The organism is Janthinobacterium sp. NKUCC06_STL, from assembly GCF_019345455.1.
Taxonomy (GTDB): domain Bacteria; phylum Pseudomonadota; class Gammaproteobacteria; order Burkholderiales; family Burkholderiaceae_D; genus Janthinobacterium; species Janthinobacterium rivuli.
Window position 1 is genome coordinate 144449 of the sequence record NZ_JAHKQY010000004.1, and the last position, 19045, is coordinate 163493.

Below are 19045 nucleotides of genomic sequence, written 5' to 3' on the forward strand. Positions count from 1 at the left end.
TAAGCCATTGTCAGGGCGTAGCACTGGACTATCTCAAGGAGGCGCGCAAGTGCATGCGCGCTGTTGTTTGGGGCTTCGTTGGCTATGTCGTGCCTCGCAAACGGAGGGTATTCTCTTACTCTCGTCTAATTTTTCTCAGCCAAGTGTCCCAAGACTCCACTCGTATAGGTGGATGAGTACTTCGCTCCACATCATGGCGCTTTCTGCTTTCCTCGAGATCGTCTCGAGTTCTTCCCCCTATGACGACAAATCGTATGTTGATGTCCTTATCTGGATCAACTTCAAGCGACCCGGCAGGTCCCAGCAGAGAGTTGTGAAGTAGCTTTCCATCTTCAACACTTTGACGGGTTTGATGAGTGTGCACCCTGAATTCCTGTATGTTATCAATGATATGTCTTGACCGTTTCCTGATCTGGTCAATAGCAATGTCAATTTTGGCGGAGAATTTGTCATAGTGCCCTTTATTTACCAAATCGAACTCTGCTCCCTTTATCTCAAACAGTGTGACGTCCATTCGAGACCGGCCTGAAAAAATGGCAAAATCAACCGCTCCCTCCGCTACTGGGAATTCGGAAAAACAAATGTACTCGTCCTTTGGTTGCGCGTAGACCTCGGCGAAGATTGAGAGGTCTTGCTTAAGGATACTTTGAAGTTCTTGTTCACCTGATCCCCGCGCCACGAGATCAACGATCATTTTTTTGCTGATCATGCGTGATTCGATGTCATTACGTCTTTTAGTGACTGCTGGTGACTCGAGCCATGGGGAATCAAGAAAAGGATCGATTTCATTTCGTAAGCGATCAATTTCATTGAGTAGGCGTGGTTCGTCTCGAGTTTTCGTATCTAGTTCTCTTTTGTCGCAGGCGATTAGAGTCTCAAGGTTGGCCCGCGTAATGGACTTCCACTTTGGGACTCCAGACTCAGTAAACGTGACTAAATCAAATTTGTCGCTCCCCAAGCTATCGGCTTCATAGTGCTCTACGAAACGGCATTGATTTGGCACAATTCCTTTTGTGACGAGTGAGCCGCATACTGTCTCGATAGCATTTGTTATTGATGCGGCGGTATTCTTATCATCAAGGTCTGTTAGCAGCGCGGACAGATTTAATTGTTCATCGACAAAAGTTCTGACGCGACAAATTCCATCTGTTCTGAGGCCAAGTTCAGTAGGGTAGCGATGAATAAAATCACTAATTTTCATAGGTAACCTCGTCCTGTCGTTAGTGTTGTCATGGTAGAGCTGCTTGCAAAGCAATATGCTTTTAGCGCTACCTGAAAAACTGGCACCCTGTCGCTATATAGCCAGCACATTAGAGCAACGAAATACCTTAGACAAGTGGAAGTCGATAGGAGTTTTCTAAATCATCGTCTATTTAATTTGTTTGCACTAAATTTTCTCCGTACAACTTATATCTTGGTTTGCGCCATCGCCAGCGAATCGGACAGGATGTACCATAACGCCGCGTGGCGCTGCTGCAGCGCGGCGCCGCCAGCGTAGATCAGTTCCACGTGCAGGCTGTCGACGATGCCCAGGTAGGCTTGCGCATACAGCTCGACGCGCTGCGGCGGCAGGGATGGCGCCAGGCGGCCCAGGCTGGCCACGTAGTGCCGCTGCAATTGCGCCAGCAAGGCTTCATAGCCCGTGCCGACTTCGATGCGCAGGGGCGCTGGCGGCAAATACGCCGTGCGCAGCAAGAAGCGCAAATGGGCCGACTCGGCGTAGCGCTGGGCCATGCGGTCGCAGTACACGGCGCCAGCTTGCTGGCCGCCGGGCGCCGCCAGCGCCGCCTCGTCGGCGAAGCAACTGTCCATGAAGGCTTGCTCTTCAGCCAGCGCGTCGGCAAAGACGTCCAGAAACAGGGCGTCCTTGCCGGCGAAATGCGAATACAGCGAAGCCTTGCGCATGCCCGCCTGCGCGGCGATGTCGCTGAGGGACGAGGCATCGTAGCCGTGCTCCGAAAAGTGCACGACGGCGACGGCACAGATGTTATCGGCCGAAGCCGAGCGTTTTTTCATCATTGGGGTGAGAGTGGGTGAGGCGTCAGTGCGCTCCCAGACTGCTGGCATGGACCGGATGGACGCGCGCAGTGGCCAGGGTCAGCCATGATACCAGCAGGCCGGCCACGGTCAAGAACAGCAGCCAGGGCAGCGGCCCCGATTCGGACAGGCTGGCCGCCAGCGGCGTGGCCAGGGACGACAAGCTCATCTGGATTGCGCCCAGCAGGGCGGCCGTGGAACCGAGCGTGCGCTGCTGCGAACCCATGGCCATGGCCATCAGCGCCGCTTCCGCGATGCCCAGGCCAAACAGGGCCACGAACATGCCCGGCACGACGGCCGTTATTCCCCCGCCCGCCCAGGCACCGAGCAGTGCCAGTCCCGCGCCGCCCAGCATGGCCACGCTGCCCGCCACGCTCAGGCGCGCCACGCCATGCTTTTCCACCAGACGGCCGCTGGCCATCGCGCCCAGCAGCACGGCCACGCCCGTGGCGCCGAACACCAGGCCGAAATTGCTGGCGGACAGGCCGAAATCGCGCTGGTACACGAGCGACGCGCCGCCGATATACGCAAACAGGAAAAAGAAAGCGGCGGACAGGGCCAGCGCAGGCAGCAGGAAGGCGCGGTCCAGTGCGATGCGCGCATAGGTGCGTTGCAAGCCTTGCGGCGAAACGCGCTTCTTCAGCGGCAAGGTTTCCGGCAGGAACAGCGCGCTATTGAGCAGGGTCACGGCGCCCAGCGCGGCCAGGGCCAGCATCACGGCGCGCCAGCCGTAGTGCGCGTCGAGCAAGCCACCCACGGCCGGCGTCAGCACGGGCGCCAGGCCGACAATGGTCATCAGCAGGGCAAACAGCTGCGCCGCTTTGACCCCATCGGCCACGTCGCGCACCATGCTCATCACTACGACCAGGGTCAGCGCCGCGCCCAGGCCTTGTACCAGCCGCGCCAGCAGCAGGGTGGCCAATTGATCCGCCTGCGACGCCCAGGCGGCCGCAAGTATATACACGGCGATGCCGGCCAAGAGCGGACGGCGCCGGCCCAGCATGTCGGTCAGCGGCCCGCACAGCAGCTGCCCGCCGCCCAGGGCCAGCAGGAAGACGGTCAGGCTCAGCTGCACATTCGCATACGAGGTGTGCAGCTCGCGCGCCATGGCGGGCATCGAGGCCAGGTACATGTCGATGCCGGCCGGGCCGAGCACGGCCACGAGGGCCAGGGAAGCCGCCAGCCCGAGACTGGCGGCGGGGAGAGTGGTTTGCTGCTGCATTGCGAATCCTTCGTGTCGTCAAAAAAACGGGGCATGGACGCCGCCGTGTTTTTTATTGTACACTTACTGCCTACCGGTAGGTAGTTTGTTCAATCAATGAAAAGGATGAGAACGATGAAAAAAGAATCAATGGCGGGAGAGCTGGCATGACGGAAGTGGGAATTGCGCTCAGCGGTGTCGCTGTCGCGTTGCTGTTTGCCGCCTGGAGCTCGCACCGCACCCGCTGCGAGCGGCGCGATGTCATGTTGCTGACGATACTCGGCACGACCCTAGGGCTGCCGGGCGCCGTCCTGCTGGCGTTGCCGGTTGCGTAGGTCGGATTAGCGGAGCGTAATCCGACAACATTGTTGGCGAGGCTGGTGGTGGTGTCGGATTACGCGCTCACGCGCTAATCCGACCTACGTAGCTGTAGGCGGCGCATAAAAAAACGGCAGACCTTGCGGCCTGCCGTTCTGGTTTAATGCTCCCGGTTTTCGCCAGGATTTTAATTCATGATGACCGAGTTTCGACGCCTGACAAAACCGTAGCGAGCGTCAGTGATTTGTGGCCGAGAAGCGCAACCGTACTCTAGTACGGTGAGCATCGCCGGCCGCAAAGCGCGACGCGCAGCAGGTTTGGTCTGGCGTTATTCCTCTTCGTACGAGCTGATCGGTGCACAGCCGCAGAACAGGTTGCGGTCGCCGTACACGTTGTCGGCGCGGCCGACCGGTGGCCAGTATTTGCGCTGGCGCAGGGACGCGACGGGGTAGGCGGCGATTTCACGGCTGTACTTGCGTTCCCAGTTGTCCGACATCAGCACCTGCGCCGTGTGCGGCGCGTTCCTCAAAGGGTTGTCGTCGTGGTCGAATTCACCGCTGGCGACCTTGGCGATTTCCGCGCGGATGGCGATCATGGCGTCGATGAAGCGGTCGATTTCCACTTTCGATTCGCTTTCCGTCGGCTCGATCATCAGGGTGCCCGGCACGGGGAAGCTCATGGTCGGCGCATGGAAACCGAAGTCCATCAAACGCTTGGCCACGTCTTCGTTGCTGATGCCGGTGGCATCCGTGATCGGGCGCAGGTCCAGGATGCACTCGTGCGCGACCAGGCCATCGTGGCCCGAGTACAGCACGGGGTAGTGCGGCGCCAGGCGGCGGGCGATGTAGTTCGCCGCCAGAATCGCCGTCTCGGTCGCTGCCGTCAAGCCCTCTGCGCCCATCATGGCGATGTACATCCACGAAATCGGCAGGATGCTGGCCGAGCCGAATGGCGCCGCGCTGACGGCGCCGATGCCTGCAGCATCGCGCTGGTAGCCGGACGAGCGCTGGTTCGGCAGGAATTTCGCCAGGTGGGCGCCCACGCCGATCGGGCCGACGCCTGGTCCGCCACCGCCGTGCGGGATGCAGAAGGTTTTGTGCAGGTTCAGGTGCGACACGTCGCCGCCAAACGAGCCGGGAGCGGCCACGCCGACCAGCGCGTTCATGTTGGCGCCGTCGATGTAGACCTGGCCGCCGTGCGCGTGGATGATCTCGCACAGTTCCTGGATGCCTTCTTCAAACACGCCGTGGGTGGATGGGTAGGTGACCATCACGCAAGCCAGGTTGGCGCTGTGCTTTTCCGCTTTCGCTTTCAGGTCGGCCAGGTCCACGTTGCCGTTGGCGTCGCAGCTGGTGACGACGACCTGCATGCCGACCATATTGGCCGATGCCGGGTTGGTGCCGTGCGCCGACGAAGGAATCAGGCAGATGTTGCGGTGGCCTTCGCCGCGCGATTCGTGATACGCCTTGATCACCAGCAGACCCGCGTATTCGCCCTGCGAGCCGGCGTTCGGCTGCAGCGAGACGGCAGCATAGCCCGTCAGCGCGCACAGCATCTCTTCCAGCTGCGAGATCATTTCGCGGTAGCCGACCGTTTGCGCGTCTGGCGCGAACGGGTGGATGTTCGAAAACTCGGGCCAGGTGACGGGAATCATTTCGCTCGTCGCGTTCAGCTTCATGGTGCACGAGCCGAGCGGGATCATGGTGCGGTCCAGCGCCAGGTCCTTGTCGGCCAGGCTGCGCAGGTAGCGCAGCATTTCGTGTTCCGAGTGGTAGCTGTTGAAGACCGGGTGCGTCAGATACGCGCTTTCGCGCGCCAGATTCGCCGGCAGCGCGCTGGTCACGGCTGCTTCAACGGCGTCCAGGTCCGGGGCGGCAGGCGCGTTGACCAGGCCGTGCGCGAACACTTTCCACAGCAACGCGATATCGTCGCGCGTGGTGGTTTCATCGAGCGACACGCCGACATGGGTGTTGTCGATCTTGCGCAGGTTGACGCCGTGGTGCATGGCCGTCGCGTGCAGTTGCGCCGCATCGGCCACGTTGATGGTCAGGGTGTCGAAGTAGCTCGCGTTGACGACGCCATAACCGAGGGTCTTCAGGTTCGCCGCCAGCACGCCGGTGAACCGGTGCACGCGCTGGGCGATCTGCAGCAGGCCGGCAGGGCCGTGGTAGACGGCGTACATCGAGGCCATCACGGCCAGCAGCACTTGCGCCGTGCAGATATTCGACGTCGCTTTTTCGCGGCGGATGTGCTGTTCGCGCGTTTGCAGGGCCAAACGGTACGCCTTGTTGCCTTGCGCATCGACGGTCACGCCGACCAGACGGCCCGACATATTGCGCTTGAATTCATCGCGCGTGGACAGGAAGCCCGCGTGCGGGCCACCGAAACCGAGCGGCACGCCGAAGCGCTGGCTGTTGCCGACGACGACGTCGGCGCCCCATTCGCCCGGAGGCGTCAGCATGGTCAGGGCCAGCAGGTCGGCCGCGACGATGACCATGGCGCCATTCGCATGCAGTTTTTCCACGCCGGCGCGGTAGTCGCGCACGAGGCCGTTCACGCCAGGGTATTGCAGCAGCACGCCGAAGCAGGCGTCCAGCGATTCGATTTCAGCCGGGTCGAAGGTACGCACTTCGATGCCGATCGGCTGGGCGCGCGTCTGCACCACTTCCAGCGTTTGCGGCAGCACGTCATTGGCGACGTACAGCACGTTCGACTTCGACTTGCCCACGCGCTGGATCAGGGTCATCGCCTCGGCGGCGGCCGTGCCTTCGTCCAGCATCGAGGCGTTCGAGATGCCCATGCCGGTCAGGTCCGTGATGACTTGCTGGAAGTTCAAAATGGCTTCCAGGCGGCCTTGCGAAATCTCAGGCTGGTAAGGCGTGTACGCCGTGTACCAGGCCGGGTTTTCAAAGATGTTGCGCAGCACGACGCCAGGGGTGAACGTGTTGTAGTAGCCCTGGCCGATCAGGGATTTGAGTACCTGGTTCTTGCCGGCGATGGCTTTCAGGCGCGACAGCGCTTCCTGTTCCGGCATCGGCTGCGAGTAAGCACCCAATGGCAGGGCGCCTTTGTTGCGGATGTTGGCCGGCACCAGGGCATCGATCAGCGCGGCGCGCGATGGATAGCCGAGGGTCGCCAGCATGGCTTGCTGTTCGGTGGCGGAAGGGCCGATGTGGCGGGCGATGAAGGCATCGCGTGCTTCGAGTTGGGTCAGGCTGGTGCGGGTCATGATATAGAGGCCAAAAAAGACTGAAAAACCGGGATGCGGCGCGCGGGCGCGGCGGCGGGGCATAGCTACAAAATTAAATGCAAACGGGCCGCAAACGCGGCCCGTGAGTCAAACGCGATTAGGCGCTGGTGGTGGCGCCATAGGCGGCAGCGTCGAGCAAGCCGTCCAGGGCCGACACGTCGGCTGGCTTGATCTTGAACAGCCAGTTGGCGTAGGCGTCGGCGTTGATCGACTCTGGCGAGTTGACGACGTCGTCGTTGACTGCCACGACTTCGCCGGCGATCGGCGCATAGATGTCGCTCGCTGCCTTGACCGATTCCACCACGGCGGCGTCGTCGCCGGCGCCGTAGGTATTGCCCACGGTTGGCAGTTCGACGAAGACGATGTCGCCCAGGGCGTCCTGCGCGTACTCGGTGATGCCGACGGTGATCGTGCCGTCGCCTTCAAGGCGTACCCATTCGTGGGAAGCGGTGTACTTCAGGTCTGCAGGAATGTTCATGTGTGGCTCCAGATGGTAAGTGTTCGTTATTGATTATGGTTGTACGGTCTTGCGGGCGGCTCTAATACGCTTACGCAGGCAGGATTTTACCGTTACGCACGAAAGGCAGCTTGACGACCGAAGCGGCCAGCTGCTTGCCGCGGATTTCCACGTGCACGCTGTCGCCCACGTTGACGCCGTTGGGCACGCGCGCCAGGGCGATCGCTTCCTGCATGGTCGGGCTGAAGGTGCCGCTGGTGATTTCGCCCGTGGCGTCATTGCCGGCGATGATGACTTTCTGGTGGGCGCGCAGCACGCCGCCTTTTTCGCGCAGGATCAGTCCGACGAATTGCGCGTTCTGGCCCTTGGCCAGCAGGGCGGCCTTGCCGATGAAGTCGCGCTCGCTGACGAGGTCGATGGTCCACGCCAGGCCCGCGTCGAGCGGGTTGACGGTTTCGTCCATGTCCTGGCCGTACAGATTCATGCCCGCTTCCAGGCGCAGGGTGTCGCGCGCGCCCAGGCCGGCCGGCTTGACGCCGGCGGCGATCAAGGCGTTCCACAGCGCTTCCACCTGGGTGGCGGCCACGCCGATTTCAAAGCCGTCTTCGCCCGTGTAGCCGGTGCGCGCCAGCATGACTTCGCCGAAGGCCGTGTCCTTGACGATGACGACATTGAACGGTTTGATGGCTTCGGAGGCGGCTTGCGTCTCCGGCAGCACTTGCCATACCTTGGCGCGCGCGTTCGGGCCTTGCACTGCCACCAGGGCCATCGGATCGTTGGCATTGCGGCGTTCGGTAATCGTCAGGCCGCTGTTGGTGGCGGCATTTTGCTGCTGCATCCAGGCCACGTCTTTTTCAGCCGTGCCCGCGTTGACGACGAGGCGGAACCAGTTTTCGTTGAAGAAGTAGACGATCAGGTCATCGATGACAGTGCCTTCGGCATTCAACATGCACGAGTACAGCGCCTTGCCCGACACTTGCAGCTTGTCAACATTGTTGGCCAGCAAGCCGCGCAGAAAGGCGCGCACGTTCGGGCCTTCGATATCGACCACGCACATATGGGACACGTCGAACATGCCGGCATCGCCGCGCACGGCGTTGTGTTCTTCGATTTGCGAGCCGTAGTTGACAGGCATGTCCCAGCCGCCGAAATCGACCATGCGGGCGCCGAGGGCACGGTGGGCGTTGTTGAGTGGGGTCGCTTTGAGCGTCATGGATTCCTCGGGACGAAGGTAATAGGGGAGTTAACAAAACATAGAATAGCCAAACACGGCTTTCCAGCGTGATCACTGACCCCCCTGTCCTTTGTACCTGAGAGATTACGGGGGCTTGCCCCGTGCGCCCCTTCGGTGGGCCGCCGGCAATAGCCGCGGCCGCTCTCCAGAGTTGAGCTAAAGATGTCGCCAAAGCAACAACTTCAGTCCGCCTGATCGGTCCTTTTGCCTGAGAGTTTTTGGGTAGTGCCCCTTCGGCGGCAACGCTGGGTTGCCCTCTCCCGATCAAGTGGGAGGAATATATGCCAGCAGGGTGTTTCTGTCAATCTGAAAAGACGTTGCCAAATTGCAGCAAAAGCCCCGGTTTGCGGGGCTGGGAGGGGCGCTGGCCCGTTGCAAAAGGGCGCCCGGCCGCGCGGGAATGCGCTATGATGAAATTCTGGCTTTCTTGCGGGTGCCTGCCATGAACACTACACAAAGCGAGACGCAAAACAACACCGAGCAGCACGGTTACTTTACCCTCTCGGGCGACGTCAACAGCGATATGGTACGGCGCGTCTTCAACGCCGTGGCCGACATCACGGAAGACAAGCTCACCACCGCGCACATTTTGATACAGTCCAACGGCGGCTATGTCAGCGATGGCATCTGTCTGTACAACTTCCTCAGCAAGTTGCCGCTCGACATCGTCACCTATAACGCGGGCGCCGTGGCCTCCATCGCCGTCACCCTGTTCCTGGCGGGACGCCGCCGCCATGCCAGCGACACAGCCCGCTTCATGGTGCACAAGTCGCATGCGACAGCTTCGCCCGGCTCGCGTCCCGATGCGCTCAGCATCATCGTCGAAGGTTTGCGTGCCGACGACATGCGCACCGAGCGCATCCTGCGCGGCCACGTCAACCTGACGGAAGAGCAGTGGCAGGTGCACGCGTATTCCGACCTGCATCTGACGGCCGACCAGGCGCTGGAAGTGGGCATGATCGAATCGATCCGCGACTTTGCGCCGCCCAAGGGCAGGCGCCTGACGAATATCTGACGCCCTCAGGCTGGCCAGGCGGATGGTGTTGGCGTGGGAATTTTGTAATCGAATGTAATTCTTCGCTGCAGCACAGCAAAAGCCGCGCGGAACAGGGCAGAGTCGTGGCATAGTGCAAGCTGATCATGAAATAAGCGCGTGCACGATGACTTGGTGGAATGGGATTTCTTTTGCGGCCGACATGTCCGTGATGGGGCCGGCTGGCGTGGCGATCGCCCTGTGGCTGCTCGTCTCGCGCCAATGGCGTCTGGTGCTCAGCTGGAGCTTGTGGTACGGCGGCGGCCTGGCCCTCGTGGTGCTGTCCAAGCTGGCCTTCATGAGCTGGGGCGTGGGCAGCAGCGCCCTCGATTTTACGGGTTTCAGCGGCCACGCCATGCGCGCCGGCGCCGTGTTTCCCGTGCTCATGTACGTGTTGCTGCAGCGGGCCGAACCGCGCTGGCGCCATGCCGGCGTGCTCGTCGGCGTCGCCTTTGCCGTGCTGGTGGCCATTTCGCGCGTGGTCGTGCATGCGCACAGCGTGTCGGAAGCCGTCAGCGGCTGCGTGCTGGGCCTGGCGCTGGCGCTGGGCTTCATATGGAATGCCCGCGGTGCCGTCCATTTCGCCGTCAGCCATGCGCTGGCACTGGCCAGTCTGGTGCTGATGGTGGTGCTGAGCTTCAAGGCCGAACCCATGCCGACCGAGCAATGGCTGCAAAAACTCGCCCTGGTGCTGTCCGGCCATGAGCGCGTTTTTTCCCGTGAAGACTGGAAACTGGCGCAGGATGGCCGCCCAGCCCCTTAAGATGGTGCCGGCTGGCACTTGACGCTGCTGTTTTTGGCCAGAAAAGTATCAGGAAATGGTATGATGAACCACTTTTTTGCGGTGAGTGGCCAGGCCTCCACCGTGCACCTGAACTGAGTATGAACCGGGTTCACCCATAATATAACCGCCAGCATAGGCCAGGAACTCTAAAACACGTGCGTCTCTCTTCCATCAAGTTGTCGGGATTTAAGTCTTTCGTTGATCCCACCAATTTCCAGGTGCCAGGCCAGCTCGTGGGCGTGGTCGGGCCGAATGGCTGCGGCAAGTCGAACATCATCGACGCCGTGCGCTGGGTGCTGGGCGAATCGAAAGCATCTGAATTGCGCGGCGAATCGATGCAGGACGTCATTTTCAATGGCTCCACGCACCGCAAGCCGGCCGGGCGCGCTTCCGTGGAACTGGTGTTCGACAATAACGATGGCAAGGCGTCCGGCCAATGGGGCCAGTACGCCGAGATCGCCGTCAAGCGCACCCTGACGCGCGACGGCACCTCCACCTATTACATTAATGGCCAGCCCGTGCGCCGGCGCGACATCCAGGATATTTTCCTCGGCACCGGCCTCGGCCCGCGCGCCTACGCCATCATCGGCCAGGGCATGATTTCGCGCATCATCGAATCGCGCCCGGAAGAATTGCGCGTCTTCCTCGAGGAAGCGGCCGGTGTCTCCAAATACAAGGAACGCCGCCGCGAGACGGAAAACCGCCTGCAGGACACGCGCGAGAATTTGCTGCGCGTGGAAGACATCTTGCGCGAACTTAACGCCAACCTGGAAAAGCTGGAAGCGCAGGCGGCCGTGGCCACGCGTTTCCACGCCTTGCAGGCGGACCAGGAAGAAAAGCAGAAACTCTTGTGGCTGCTGCGCAAGAACGAGGCGCAAAACGAGCAGACACGCTATTTCCGCGAAGTGGAACAGGCGCAGACGGATCTGGAAGAACAGACAGCCAAGCTGCGCAATGTCGAGCTGACCCTCGAGCAGATGCGCCAGGCGCACTTTGCCGTGGGCGACCGTTTGCATACGGCGCAGGGTCACCTGTACCAGACAAATGCGGAAATCGGCAGTCTGGAAGCGCAGATCAAGTTCGTCATCGAATCGCGCGCCCGCTTGCAGGCACAGCTGGCGACCCTGACGGCCCAGCGCGACCAGTGGACGCAACAGGGCGGCGAATACCAGGAACAGATCGAAGAGGCGGAATTCCACCTCGAAGAGCTGGCCGCGAAGGTCGAGCAATCGCAAATGATGGCCGAGCAGAAGGGCGAGCAATTGCCCGAGCTCGATGCCGCCTGGCGCGCCGCGCAAAACAAGAGCACGGAATCGCGCGCGCGGATTATGCAGGCCCAGCAGCAGCTGGAACTGGAATCGGCGCACCAGCGCAACGCTTCGAACATCCTGGCCAGTTTGCTGACGCGCCGCGAGCGCCTGCAGCAGGAAAAGAACAGCCTGAGTTTGCCCGACAGCAGCCACCTGGAAAACCTGAAACTGCAGCTGGAAGAAAAGCAGCAGACGCTGGAAGAGCAGGGTTTTTACCTGGAAGAAGCGCTGGAGCAGCAACCGAAGCTGGAGCAGGAGCGGGCCGAGGCGCAGGCGCAGGTAAATGCCGAAACGGCTGCCAACGCCCAGCTGGAAGCGCGTCTTTCCGCTTTGAAACAATTGCAGGAACGGGTGCAGACGCAGGGCAAGGTCCAGCCATGGCTGAAAAAGCACGAGCTCGACACCTTGCCGCGCCTGTGGCAAAAGCTGCAGATCGAGGCGGGCTGGGAAGCGGCCATGGAATCGATCTTGCGCGAACGCACGTCGGCCTTGCAATTGTCGAACATCGACTGGGCCAAGGCCTTCTTTGCCGACGCGCCACCGGCCAAGCTGGCCCTGTACGCGCCGTCCACCGTGGCGCCGCTGCCGCTGCCGGAAGTGCCGGGCCTGAAGCCTTTCCTGAATTTGCTCAAACTCAACGATCCAGGTCTGCGTGGCTTGCTGCAGGATTGGCTGTACAACGCCTACGCCGTGGAAGACGCGGCCGAAGCGCTGGCGGAACGCGCAAAATTGCCGCCGGGCGGCTATTTCGTCACGCGCGCGGGCCACGTGGTCACGGCCACCAGCGTGCGCTTCTACGCGGCCGATTCGGAGCAGGAAGGCATGCTGGGCCGCCAGCAGGAAATCGAGAATATCGGCAAACAGTTGCGCGCCCAGCAATTGCTGGCCGAAGAGGCGCGCGCCCGTTCCGTGCGGGCCGACGCGGCCGTCGCCACCTTGACGCGCAACCTGTCCGACTTGCGCCTGCGCATCCAGCAACTGACATCGTCCGTGCATACCCTGCAGCTGGATGTGGTGAAACTGTCGGAAGTGGAAGCGCGTTTTAATCAGCGCAGCACGCAGATCGGGGCGGACCTGGCGGAAATTGCCGCGCAGGAAGCGGAGCAGATGCAGACCAAGCTGGAATCGGAAGAAAAATTCGAACAGCTGGACATGGAACTGGGCAACTTGCAGGAAGCCTACGAAGACGGCCATACGGACTTCCTGCAAAAGGAACAGCGTCTGGCCGACGCGCGCGAAGCCTTGCGTGACCTGGAACGAAACGCCAAGGATACGGAATACGCGGAAAAAGCCCACCGCGCGAAGATCGAGGAATTGCGCCGCAACATCGCCACGGCCAGTACGCAGGCCCAGCAAGTGACGGCCAGCCTGCAGGCGGGCGAACTGGAACTGGCCAACCTGGAAAGCGGCGCGGCCGCCGACGGCTTGCAGGATCTGTTAGAACGCCGCACGACGCAGGAGCGGGCGCTGGCGGACGCGCGCCACGAACTGGACCAGATCACGCAGCAGCTGCGCCTGTCCGAAGATGCGCGCACGCAATCGGAACGCAGCTTGCAGCCGCAGCGCGACAAGATCATGGAAATGCAGCTCAAGGAACAGGCCGCGCGCCTGAACCAGGAGCAATTCGCCCAGCAATTGCTGGAGTCGGGCGCCGACGAGGCTGCCTTGACGGAAAAGTTGCACCCCGACATGCGTCCATCGTATCTGCAGGGCGAAGTCACGCGTTTGACGAACGCCATCACGGGCCTGGGCGCCGTCAACCTGGCCGCGCTGGACGAGCTGGCGCAGGCGTCCGAGCGCAAGAATTTCCTCGACGCCCAGAACGCCGACCTGACGGAAGCGATCAACACCCTGGAAGACGCGATCCACAAGATCGACAAGGAAACGCGCGACTTGCTGCAAGACACGTTCGACAAGGTCAACCATCACTTTTCCGAGCTGTTCCCGATTCTGTTCGGCGGCGGCCAGGCGAAACTGACCATGACGGGCGACGAGATTCTCGATTCCGGTGTACAAGTCATGGCGCAGCCTCCCGGCAAGAAAAATGCCACCATCCACCTGTTGTCCGGTGGAGAGAAGGCGCTGACCGCGACCGCATTGGTGTTTTCCATGTTCCGCCTGAATCCGGCGCCGTTCTGCCTGCTCGACGAAGTCGATGCACCGCTGGACGATTCGAACACGGAACGCTTCTGCCGCATGGTCAAGCGCATGTCCGACCAGACCCAATTCCTTTTCATTTCGCATAACAAGATTGCGATGGAAATGGCCCATCAATTGATCGGTGTGACGATGCAGGAGCAGGGCGTATCGCGCATCGTGGCGGTGGACATGGAGTCCGCCGCAAATTTTGCAACCGAGGCACAAGCAGCATGACAGACCTTCAAATTACCTTGTTCGGCGCCGGCGGCGTCTTTATCGTCGGCGTTTTTTCGTACAACAAATGGCAGGAATACAAGGCCAAGAAAAGCGTGGAACGGGCCTTTTCCACCGACCACGACGACGTGCTGATGCGCGAGGGCGACGCCCCCGCGGTGGAAGCCCAGGAGCCCGTGCTGCGCCAGGAGCCGCGCTTTGACGCGGCGCCCGCCGCCAAGGCGGAACCGTCGTTTGGCGCGCCGCCAGCGGCCCCGGTGTCCGACGCACCCGTGCATGCGGAACCGTCGCTCGGCGATGGCGGCATGGATGCGGCACCTGCTGCTCCTGCCGCGCCGGCGCAGCAGGAAGTCAGCGCCGCCAGCGAACAGGCGACCAGCCTGGTCGACCCGCTCATCGATTGCCTGCTGCCCCTGTCGCTGGAAGCGCCCGTGCGCGGCGACAAGATCCTGCCCGTGCTGCAAACCCTGCGCCTGGTGGGCAACAAGCCCGTCCACTTCATCGGTTTGCACGTGAATGGCGATTGGGAACCGATCACGCATGGCGGTGTCTACACCAAGATGCAGGGCGGCGTGCAGCTGGCCAGCCGCAGCACGGCCTTGAACGAGCTCGAATACTCGGAACTGGTCACGCGCCTGCGCGGCGTGGCTGACGAGATCGGCGCCGAGCCGGAAGTGCCCGACATGATGGAAGTGATGGCCGAAGCGCGCAATCTGCACCGCTTCGTGGCCGGTCACGATGCCCAGCTGGGCGTGAACCTGCACACGAATGGCGCGCCATGGGCCATTTCCACCTTGCTGTTCGCGCTGGAAAAGCAGGGCTTCGACGTGCGTCCGGACGGCCGTTTCGTCATGCCGGACGGCGACGGCGGCTATCTGTTCTCGCTGTCGACGAATGTGACGCTGGCCGAGGAAACCACGCCGCGCCTGACCCTGCTGCTGGACGTGCCTTGCGTGGCGCCTGCGCGTGACGGTTTTGGCGCCATGGTCGCTTGCGCCAAGGCACTGGTGGGCCGCCTGGACGCGACCATCGTCGACGATTACAACCAGGCCCTGTCCGATGCGGCGCTGGCCGAGATCGCTGGCCAGGTGCAAGAGTTTTACCAGGAAATGGACGCGGCCGACATTCCGGCCGGGTCTACCCGCGCCCTGCGTTTATTTAGCTGAAGAATCCCGCAACAATGACTGATCCGATCAACCAGGACGCCGCCCTGCGGAATGCCGCCCAGCGCGTCCTGGCACTCACGGCCGAACTCAATCGGCATCTGCACGCCTACCACGTGCTCGACAATCCCACCATTCCCGACGCCGAGTACGACAGGCTGTTCGTCGAACTGCAGGTGCTGGAAGCGGCCCATCCCGACTTGCGCACGCCCGATTCGCCCACCTTGCGTGTGGGGGCGGCACCGTTGCCGCAATTCGAGCAAGTCACGCACACGGTGCCGATGTTGTCGCTGAATAATGGTTTCACCGACGACGATATCGTCAATTTCGACCGCCGCGTGCGCGAAGGCCTGGGCCTCGATGCGCAGGACGTCGGGTATGCGGCCGAAGTGAAATTCGACGGCTTGGCCATCAACCTGCGCTATGAAAACGGCCTGTTCGTGCAGGCAGCCACGCGCGGCGACGGCGCCACGGGCGAGGACGTGACGGCGAATATCCGCACCATTTCCGGCATCCCTTTGCGCCTGCATGGCGACAAGATTCCTGCACTGCTCGACGTGCGCGGCGAAGTGATGATGTTCAAGGGCGATTTTGCCCGCCTGAACGAACGCCAGCGCGAGGCGGGGCAGAAGGAATTCGCCAATCCGCGCAATGCGGCCGCCGGCAGCCTGCGCCAGCTCGATTCGCGCATCACGGCGCAGCGCAAGCTGCGTTTCTATGCCTACGGCATCGGCGCTCTCGATGGCGCCGCCATGCCGGCCTCGCATTCGGCCTTGCTGGACTGGTACGAAACCCTGGGCATACCCGTGTCGAAGGAGCGCAAGGTGGTGCAGGGCGCGCAGGGCTTGCTGGCCTACTACGCCGATATCGGCGCGCGCCGCCCCGCCTTGCCGTACGAAATCGACGGCGTGGTCTACAAGGTCAACGCCACGGAAGACCAGCAGGAGCTGGGCTTTGTCTCGCGCGCGCCGCGTTTTGCGCTGGCGCACAAATTCCCCGCCGAAGAGGCGCTGACGCAGGTGCTGGGCATCGATATCCAGGTGGGCCGCACGGGCGCCATGACGCCCGTGGCGCGCCTGGCGCCCGTGTCCGTGGGCGGCGTGACGGTGACCAACGCCACCTTGCACAATGAAGATGAAGTGCTGCGCAAGGATGTGCGCGTGGGCGATACCGTCGTCGTGCGCCGCGCCGGCGACGTCATCCCCGAAGTGCTGAGCGTGGTGCTGGAAAAGCGCCTGGCGCCGGCACCGCTGCCGTTCAAGATGCTGGAAGCGTGTCCCGTGTGCGGCTCGCACGTGGTGCGCGAAGAGGGCGAGGCGATTGCCCGCTGCTCGGGTGGCCTGTTCTGCTCGGCACAGCGCAAGGAAGCATTCCGCCATTTCGCAGGCCGCCGCATGATGGATATCGAAGGCCTGGGGGAACGTTATATCGATACCCTGGTCGAACTGGAATACGTGCATGGCCTCGCTGACCTGTACAGCCTGACCCTGGATAAATTGCTGGAAATGAAAGTGCGCGCTGACGAGCGCGATGGTTCGACGCCAGAGACAGTGCAACAAGGCAAGATTCCCACCAAGTGGGCGGAAAACCTGCTCGCCGGCATCGAGGCGAGCAAGCGCCCGCCGCTCGAGCGTTTCCTGTTCGCGCTGGGCATCCGCCACGTGGGCGAATCGACGGCCAAGACCCTGGCCGAGTGGCTCGGTAGCCTGGCGTATGTGCGCAAAGCGCCGGCGGCTTTGCTGCGCGTGCTGCCCGACATCGGCGGCACCGTGGCCGAGTCGATCGCCGACTTCTTTGCCGAGGAAAAGAATCAGCAGGCGCTGCAGGCTTTGCTCGATGCCGGTGTCTCGCCGCAAGGCGAACATGCGCCCAGCGCCAAGTTGCGTACGCAACTCGAGGAAACCAAATTGCTGGCAGCCATCGGCATCCCGAAGCTGACGGAGCCGCGCAGCAAGCAGCTGGTGGAGCGGGGCGTGACCCTGGCCAGCCTGGCCGCGCAAGGGACCAGCTTCCACGCGGGCTTGCCCGCCGCCGTGGCCGAAGCGCTGGCGCAATGGCTGGCCGATGAGGGCAATGTCAAGCTGCTGGTTCAACTGGACGCCCTGCGCAATGAATTACTGTCACAATTACCTGAAATGCCAGCCGCTGGCGGCAAGCTGGACGGCAAGACTTTCGTCCTGACGGGCACCTTGCCCAATATGAGCCGCGACGAGGCCGCGGAGCTGATCGAGGCGGCTGGTGGCAAGGTCAGCGGTTCTGTATCGAAGAAGACAGGCTATGTCGTGGCCGGTTCTGACGCTGGCAGCAAGCTGGCCAAGGCGCAGGAACTGGGCGTGGCCATCCTCGACGAGGCTGGCTTGCTGGCCCTGTTGGCGCAGGACTAACCATTCAACATACTACAAAAGACCCATGAAAAAAATCAGAAAAGCAGTCTTTCCCGTCGCCGGCCTGGGCAGCCGTTTCTTGCCCGCGACCAAGGCGCAACCGAAGGAAATGTTGCCCATCGTCGACAAACCATTGATCCAGTACGCGGTGGAAGAAGCCGTGGCGGCCGGCATCACGGAAATGATCTTCATCACGGGCCGCAACAAGCGCGCCATCGAAGACCATTTCGATACGGCTTACGAGCTGGAGTCGGAACTGGAAGCGGCCGGCAAGCGCCAATTGCTCGACATGGTGCAAAACGTCATTCCCAAGCACATCAATTGCATTTACATCCGCCAGTCGGCGCCGCTGGGCCTGGGGCATGCCGTGCTGTGCGCCCGTCCCGTGATCGGCGACGAGCCGTTTGCCGTCTTGCTGGCCGACGACTTCATGGATGTGGAAGAGGGCGTGCGCCCCGTGCTGGCGCAGATGACCGATGTCTTCCAGTACGAAAATTGCTCGCTGCTGGCGGTGCAGGATGTGCCGCGCGCGGAAACCAAGCAGTACGGTATTGTCTCGGCAAAGAATTATCAGCCCGACCTGGAACTGGTCTCGGCCATCGTGGAAAAGCCCGCGCCCGAAGAGGCGCCATCGACCCTGGCCGTGGTGGGTCGTTATGTGCTGACCAGCCGTATTTTTAGCCACCTGGAAAATATCGGCACGGGCGCCGGCGGCGAAATCCAGTTGACGGACGGCATCGCCGCCCTGATGCGCGAAGAGCGCGTGCTGGCTTACCGCTACCAGGGGCAGCGTTATGATTGCGGCTCCAAGCTTGGCTACTTGAAGGCAACGACGGCGATGGGCATGAAACACCCTGAAACGGGCGCGGCCTTCCGCAGCTACCTGCAAGAACTGCAATCGGCACTGGACGCAAAATGACCGTACGTGAAATCCTCAAGATGGGCGATCCGCGCCTGCTGCGCATGGCCGAGCCCGTGCGTGAATTCGATACGCCCGAACTGCATGCCCTGATCGCCGACATGTTCGACACCATGCATGCGGTCAATGGCGCGGGCCTGGCGGCGCCGCAGATCGGCGTCAACCTGCAACTGGTGATCTACGGCTTCAAGCAGAACCTGCGCTACCCTGACGCGCCGCAAGTGCCGGAAACCGTGCTGATCAACCCGGTGCTGACGCCTTTGTCTGAACGCAAGGAAGAGGGCTTTGAAGGCTGCCTGTCCGTGCCCGGCCTGCGCGGCAGCGTGCCGCGTTGGAGCGAGCTGCACTACGAAGGCGTGGACCAGTTCGGCCAGCCCATCAGCCGCGACTGCGACGGCTTCCATGCGCGCGTGGTGCAGCATGAGGTGGACCACTTGCACGGCATTTTGTATCCGATGCGTATCGTCGATTTCACGCAGTTCGGCTATACGGAAGTCATGTTCCCGGATCTCGACCCAAACGACGACGACTAGGCGCCCGATACCTGTCGACGATAAAACAATGGCCGCGCAGCATGAGCTG

General features: G+C 61.9%; 14 protein-coding genes and 2 riboswitches. Of the genes, 8 read left to right on the forward strand and 6 right to left on the reverse strand.

Annotated features, from left to right (window positions below; translation table 11 throughout):
- Positions 1-115: 115 nt before the first annotated feature.
- The 3 genes from KO539_RS16330 to KO539_RS16340 all read right to left on the reverse strand — a co-directional run bounded on the left by KO539_RS16330 (position 116) and on the right by KO539_RS16340 (position 3259).
- The gene (locus KO539_RS16330) at positions 116-1201 is read right to left on the reverse strand and encodes a Shedu immune nuclease family protein (RefSeq protein ID WP_035818124.1); all 1086 of its coding nucleotides are present in this window, start codon (positions 1199-1201) and stop codon (positions 116-118) included.
- A 206-nt stretch (positions 1202-1407) separates the two neighbouring features.
- Positions 1408-2019 (reverse strand): TetR/AcrR family transcriptional regulator, encoded by a 612-nt coding sequence (locus KO539_RS16335; protein ID WP_219310571.1) that lies wholly within the window; start codon positions 2017-2019, stop codon positions 1408-1410.
- Between the two features lie 22 nt (positions 2020-2041).
- Entirely contained in the window at positions 2042-3259 is a 1218-nt protein-coding gene (locus KO539_RS16340; protein WP_219310572.1) for a Bcr/CflA family efflux MFS transporter, read from the reverse strand.
- 146 nt (positions 3260-3405) lie between these two features.
- Here KO539_RS16340 and KO539_RS16345 point away from each other — a divergent pair, with 146 nt between their 5' ends.
- Positions 3406-3573: a hypothetical protein gene (locus tag KO539_RS16345; protein ID WP_219310573.1), complete on the forward strand. Its 168-nt coding sequence runs from the start codon at positions 3406-3408 to the stop codon at positions 3571-3573.
- A gap of 311 nt (positions 3574-3884) precedes the next feature.
- Here KO539_RS16345 and gcvP read toward each other — a convergent pair whose 3' ends face one another.
- The 3 genes from gcvP to gcvT all read right to left on the reverse strand — a co-directional run bounded on the left by gcvP (position 3885) and on the right by gcvT (position 8476).
- Entirely contained in the window at positions 3885-6785 is a 2901-nt protein-coding gene (gene gcvP, locus KO539_RS16350; protein ID WP_219310574.1) for an aminomethyl-transferring glycine dehydrogenase, read from the reverse strand.
- A gap of 118 nt (positions 6786-6903) precedes the next feature.
- Positions 6904-7284, reverse strand: coding sequence for a glycine cleavage system protein GcvH (gcvH, locus tag KO539_RS16355; protein ID WP_035818129.1), 381 nt, complete (start codon positions 7282-7284; stop codon positions 6904-6906).
- Positions 7285-7354: 70 nt separating this feature from the next.
- Positions 7355-8476 (reverse strand): glycine cleavage system aminomethyltransferase GcvT, encoded by a 1122-nt coding sequence (gene gcvT, locus KO539_RS16360; RefSeq protein ID WP_219310575.1) that lies wholly within the window; start codon positions 8474-8476, stop codon positions 7355-7357.
- A 74-nt stretch (positions 8477-8550) separates the two neighbouring features.
- A riboswitch (glycine riboswitch) is annotated at positions 8551-8656 on the reverse strand.
- A 27-nt stretch (positions 8657-8683) separates the two neighbouring features.
- A riboswitch (glycine riboswitch) is annotated at positions 8684-8770 on the reverse strand.
- A 169-nt stretch (positions 8771-8939) separates the two neighbouring features.
- Between gcvT and KO539_RS16365 the strand changes: the two genes are divergently transcribed.
- The 7 genes from KO539_RS16365 (at position 8940) to def (ending at position 18996) form a co-directional block, all read left to right on the forward strand.
- Positions 8940-9512, forward strand: coding sequence for an ATP-dependent Clp protease proteolytic subunit (locus tag KO539_RS16365; RefSeq protein ID WP_035826947.1), 573 nt, complete (start codon positions 8940-8942; stop codon positions 9510-9512).
- A 145-nt stretch (positions 9513-9657) separates the two neighbouring features.
- Positions 9658-10293 carry a phosphatase PAP2 family protein gene (locus KO539_RS16370; protein ID WP_225240961.1) on the forward strand — a complete coding sequence of 212 codons (636 nt, stop codon included), beginning with the start codon at positions 9658-9660 and terminating at the stop codon, positions 10291-10293.
- A gap of 176 nt (positions 10294-10469) precedes the next feature.
- Positions 10470-13997, forward strand: coding sequence for a chromosome segregation protein SMC (gene smc / locus KO539_RS16375; RefSeq protein WP_219310576.1), 3528 nt, complete (start codon positions 10470-10472; stop codon positions 13995-13997).
- Positions 13994-15163: a cell division protein ZipA C-terminal FtsZ-binding domain-containing protein gene (locus KO539_RS16380; RefSeq protein WP_219310577.1), complete on the forward strand. Its 1170-nt coding sequence runs from the start codon at positions 13994-13996 to the stop codon at positions 15161-15163. The genes smc and KO539_RS16380 overlap by 4 nt, the downstream gene beginning before the upstream one ends.
- 14 nt (positions 15164-15177) lie before the next feature.
- Complete coding sequence (ligA, locus tag KO539_RS16385; protein WP_219310578.1) at positions 15178-17544, forward strand: NAD-dependent DNA ligase LigA; 2367 nt, start codon at positions 15178-15180, stop codon at positions 17542-17544.
- A gap of 25 nt (positions 17545-17569) precedes the next feature.
- Positions 17570-18463 carry a UTP--glucose-1-phosphate uridylyltransferase GalU gene (gene galU, locus KO539_RS16390; protein ID WP_035818146.1) on the forward strand — a complete coding sequence of 298 codons (894 nt, stop codon included), beginning with the start codon at positions 17570-17572 and terminating at the stop codon, positions 18461-18463.
- Positions 18460-18996: a peptide deformylase gene (def, locus tag KO539_RS16395; RefSeq protein ID WP_219310579.1), complete on the forward strand. Its 537-nt coding sequence runs from the start codon at positions 18460-18462 to the stop codon at positions 18994-18996. Before galU ends, def begins: the two co-directional genes overlap by 4 nt.
- The last annotated feature ends 49 nt before the right edge of the window (positions 18997-19045 follow it).

Bases quoted from the DNA above. Each gene is read 5' to 3' on its own strand.
- KO539_RS16365 (WP_035826947.1), top strand. From the start codon at position 8,940: ATGAACACTACACAAAGCGAGACGCAAAACAACACCGAGCAGCACGGT.
- gcvP (WP_219310574.1), bottom strand. From the start codon at position 6,785: ATGACCCGCACCAGCCTGACCCAACTCGAAGCACGCGATGCCTTCATC.
- ligA (WP_219310578.1), top strand. From the start codon at position 15,178: ATGACTGATCCGATCAACCAGGACGCCGCCCTGCGGAATGCCGCCCAG.
- gcvT (WP_219310575.1), bottom strand. From the start codon at position 8,476: ATGACGCTCAAAGCGACCCCACTCAACAACGCCCACCGTGCCCTCGGC.
- KO539_RS16345 (WP_219310573.1), top strand. From the start codon at position 3,406: ATGACGGAAGTGGGAATTGCGCTCAGCGGTGTCGCTGTCGCGTTGCTG.
- galU (WP_035818146.1), top strand. From the start codon at position 17,570: ATGAAAAAAATCAGAAAAGCAGTCTTTCCCGTCGCCGGCCTGGGCAGC.
- gcvH (WP_035818129.1), bottom strand. From the start codon at position 7,284: ATGAACATTCCTGCAGACCTGAAGTACACCGCTTCCCACGAATGGGTA.
- def (WP_219310579.1), top strand. From the start codon at position 18,460: ATGACCGTACGTGAAATCCTCAAGATGGGCGATCCGCGCCTGCTGCGC.
- KO539_RS16330 (WP_035818124.1), bottom strand. From the start codon at position 1,201: ATGAAAATTAGTGATTTTATTCATCGCTACCCTACTGAACTTGGCCTC.
- KO539_RS16380 (WP_219310577.1), top strand. From the start codon at position 13,994: ATGACAGACCTTCAAATTACCTTGTTCGGCGCCGGCGGCGTCTTTATC.
- KO539_RS16335 (WP_219310571.1), bottom strand. From the start codon at position 2,019: ATGATGAAAAAACGCTCGGCTTCGGCCGATAACATCTGTGCCGTCGCC.
- KO539_RS16340 (WP_219310572.1), bottom strand. From the start codon at position 3,259: ATGCAGCAGCAAACCACTCTCCCCGCCGCCAGTCTCGGGCTGGCGGCT.
- KO539_RS16370 (WP_225240961.1), top strand. From the start codon at position 9,658: ATGACTTGGTGGAATGGGATTTCTTTTGCGGCCGACATGTCCGTGATG.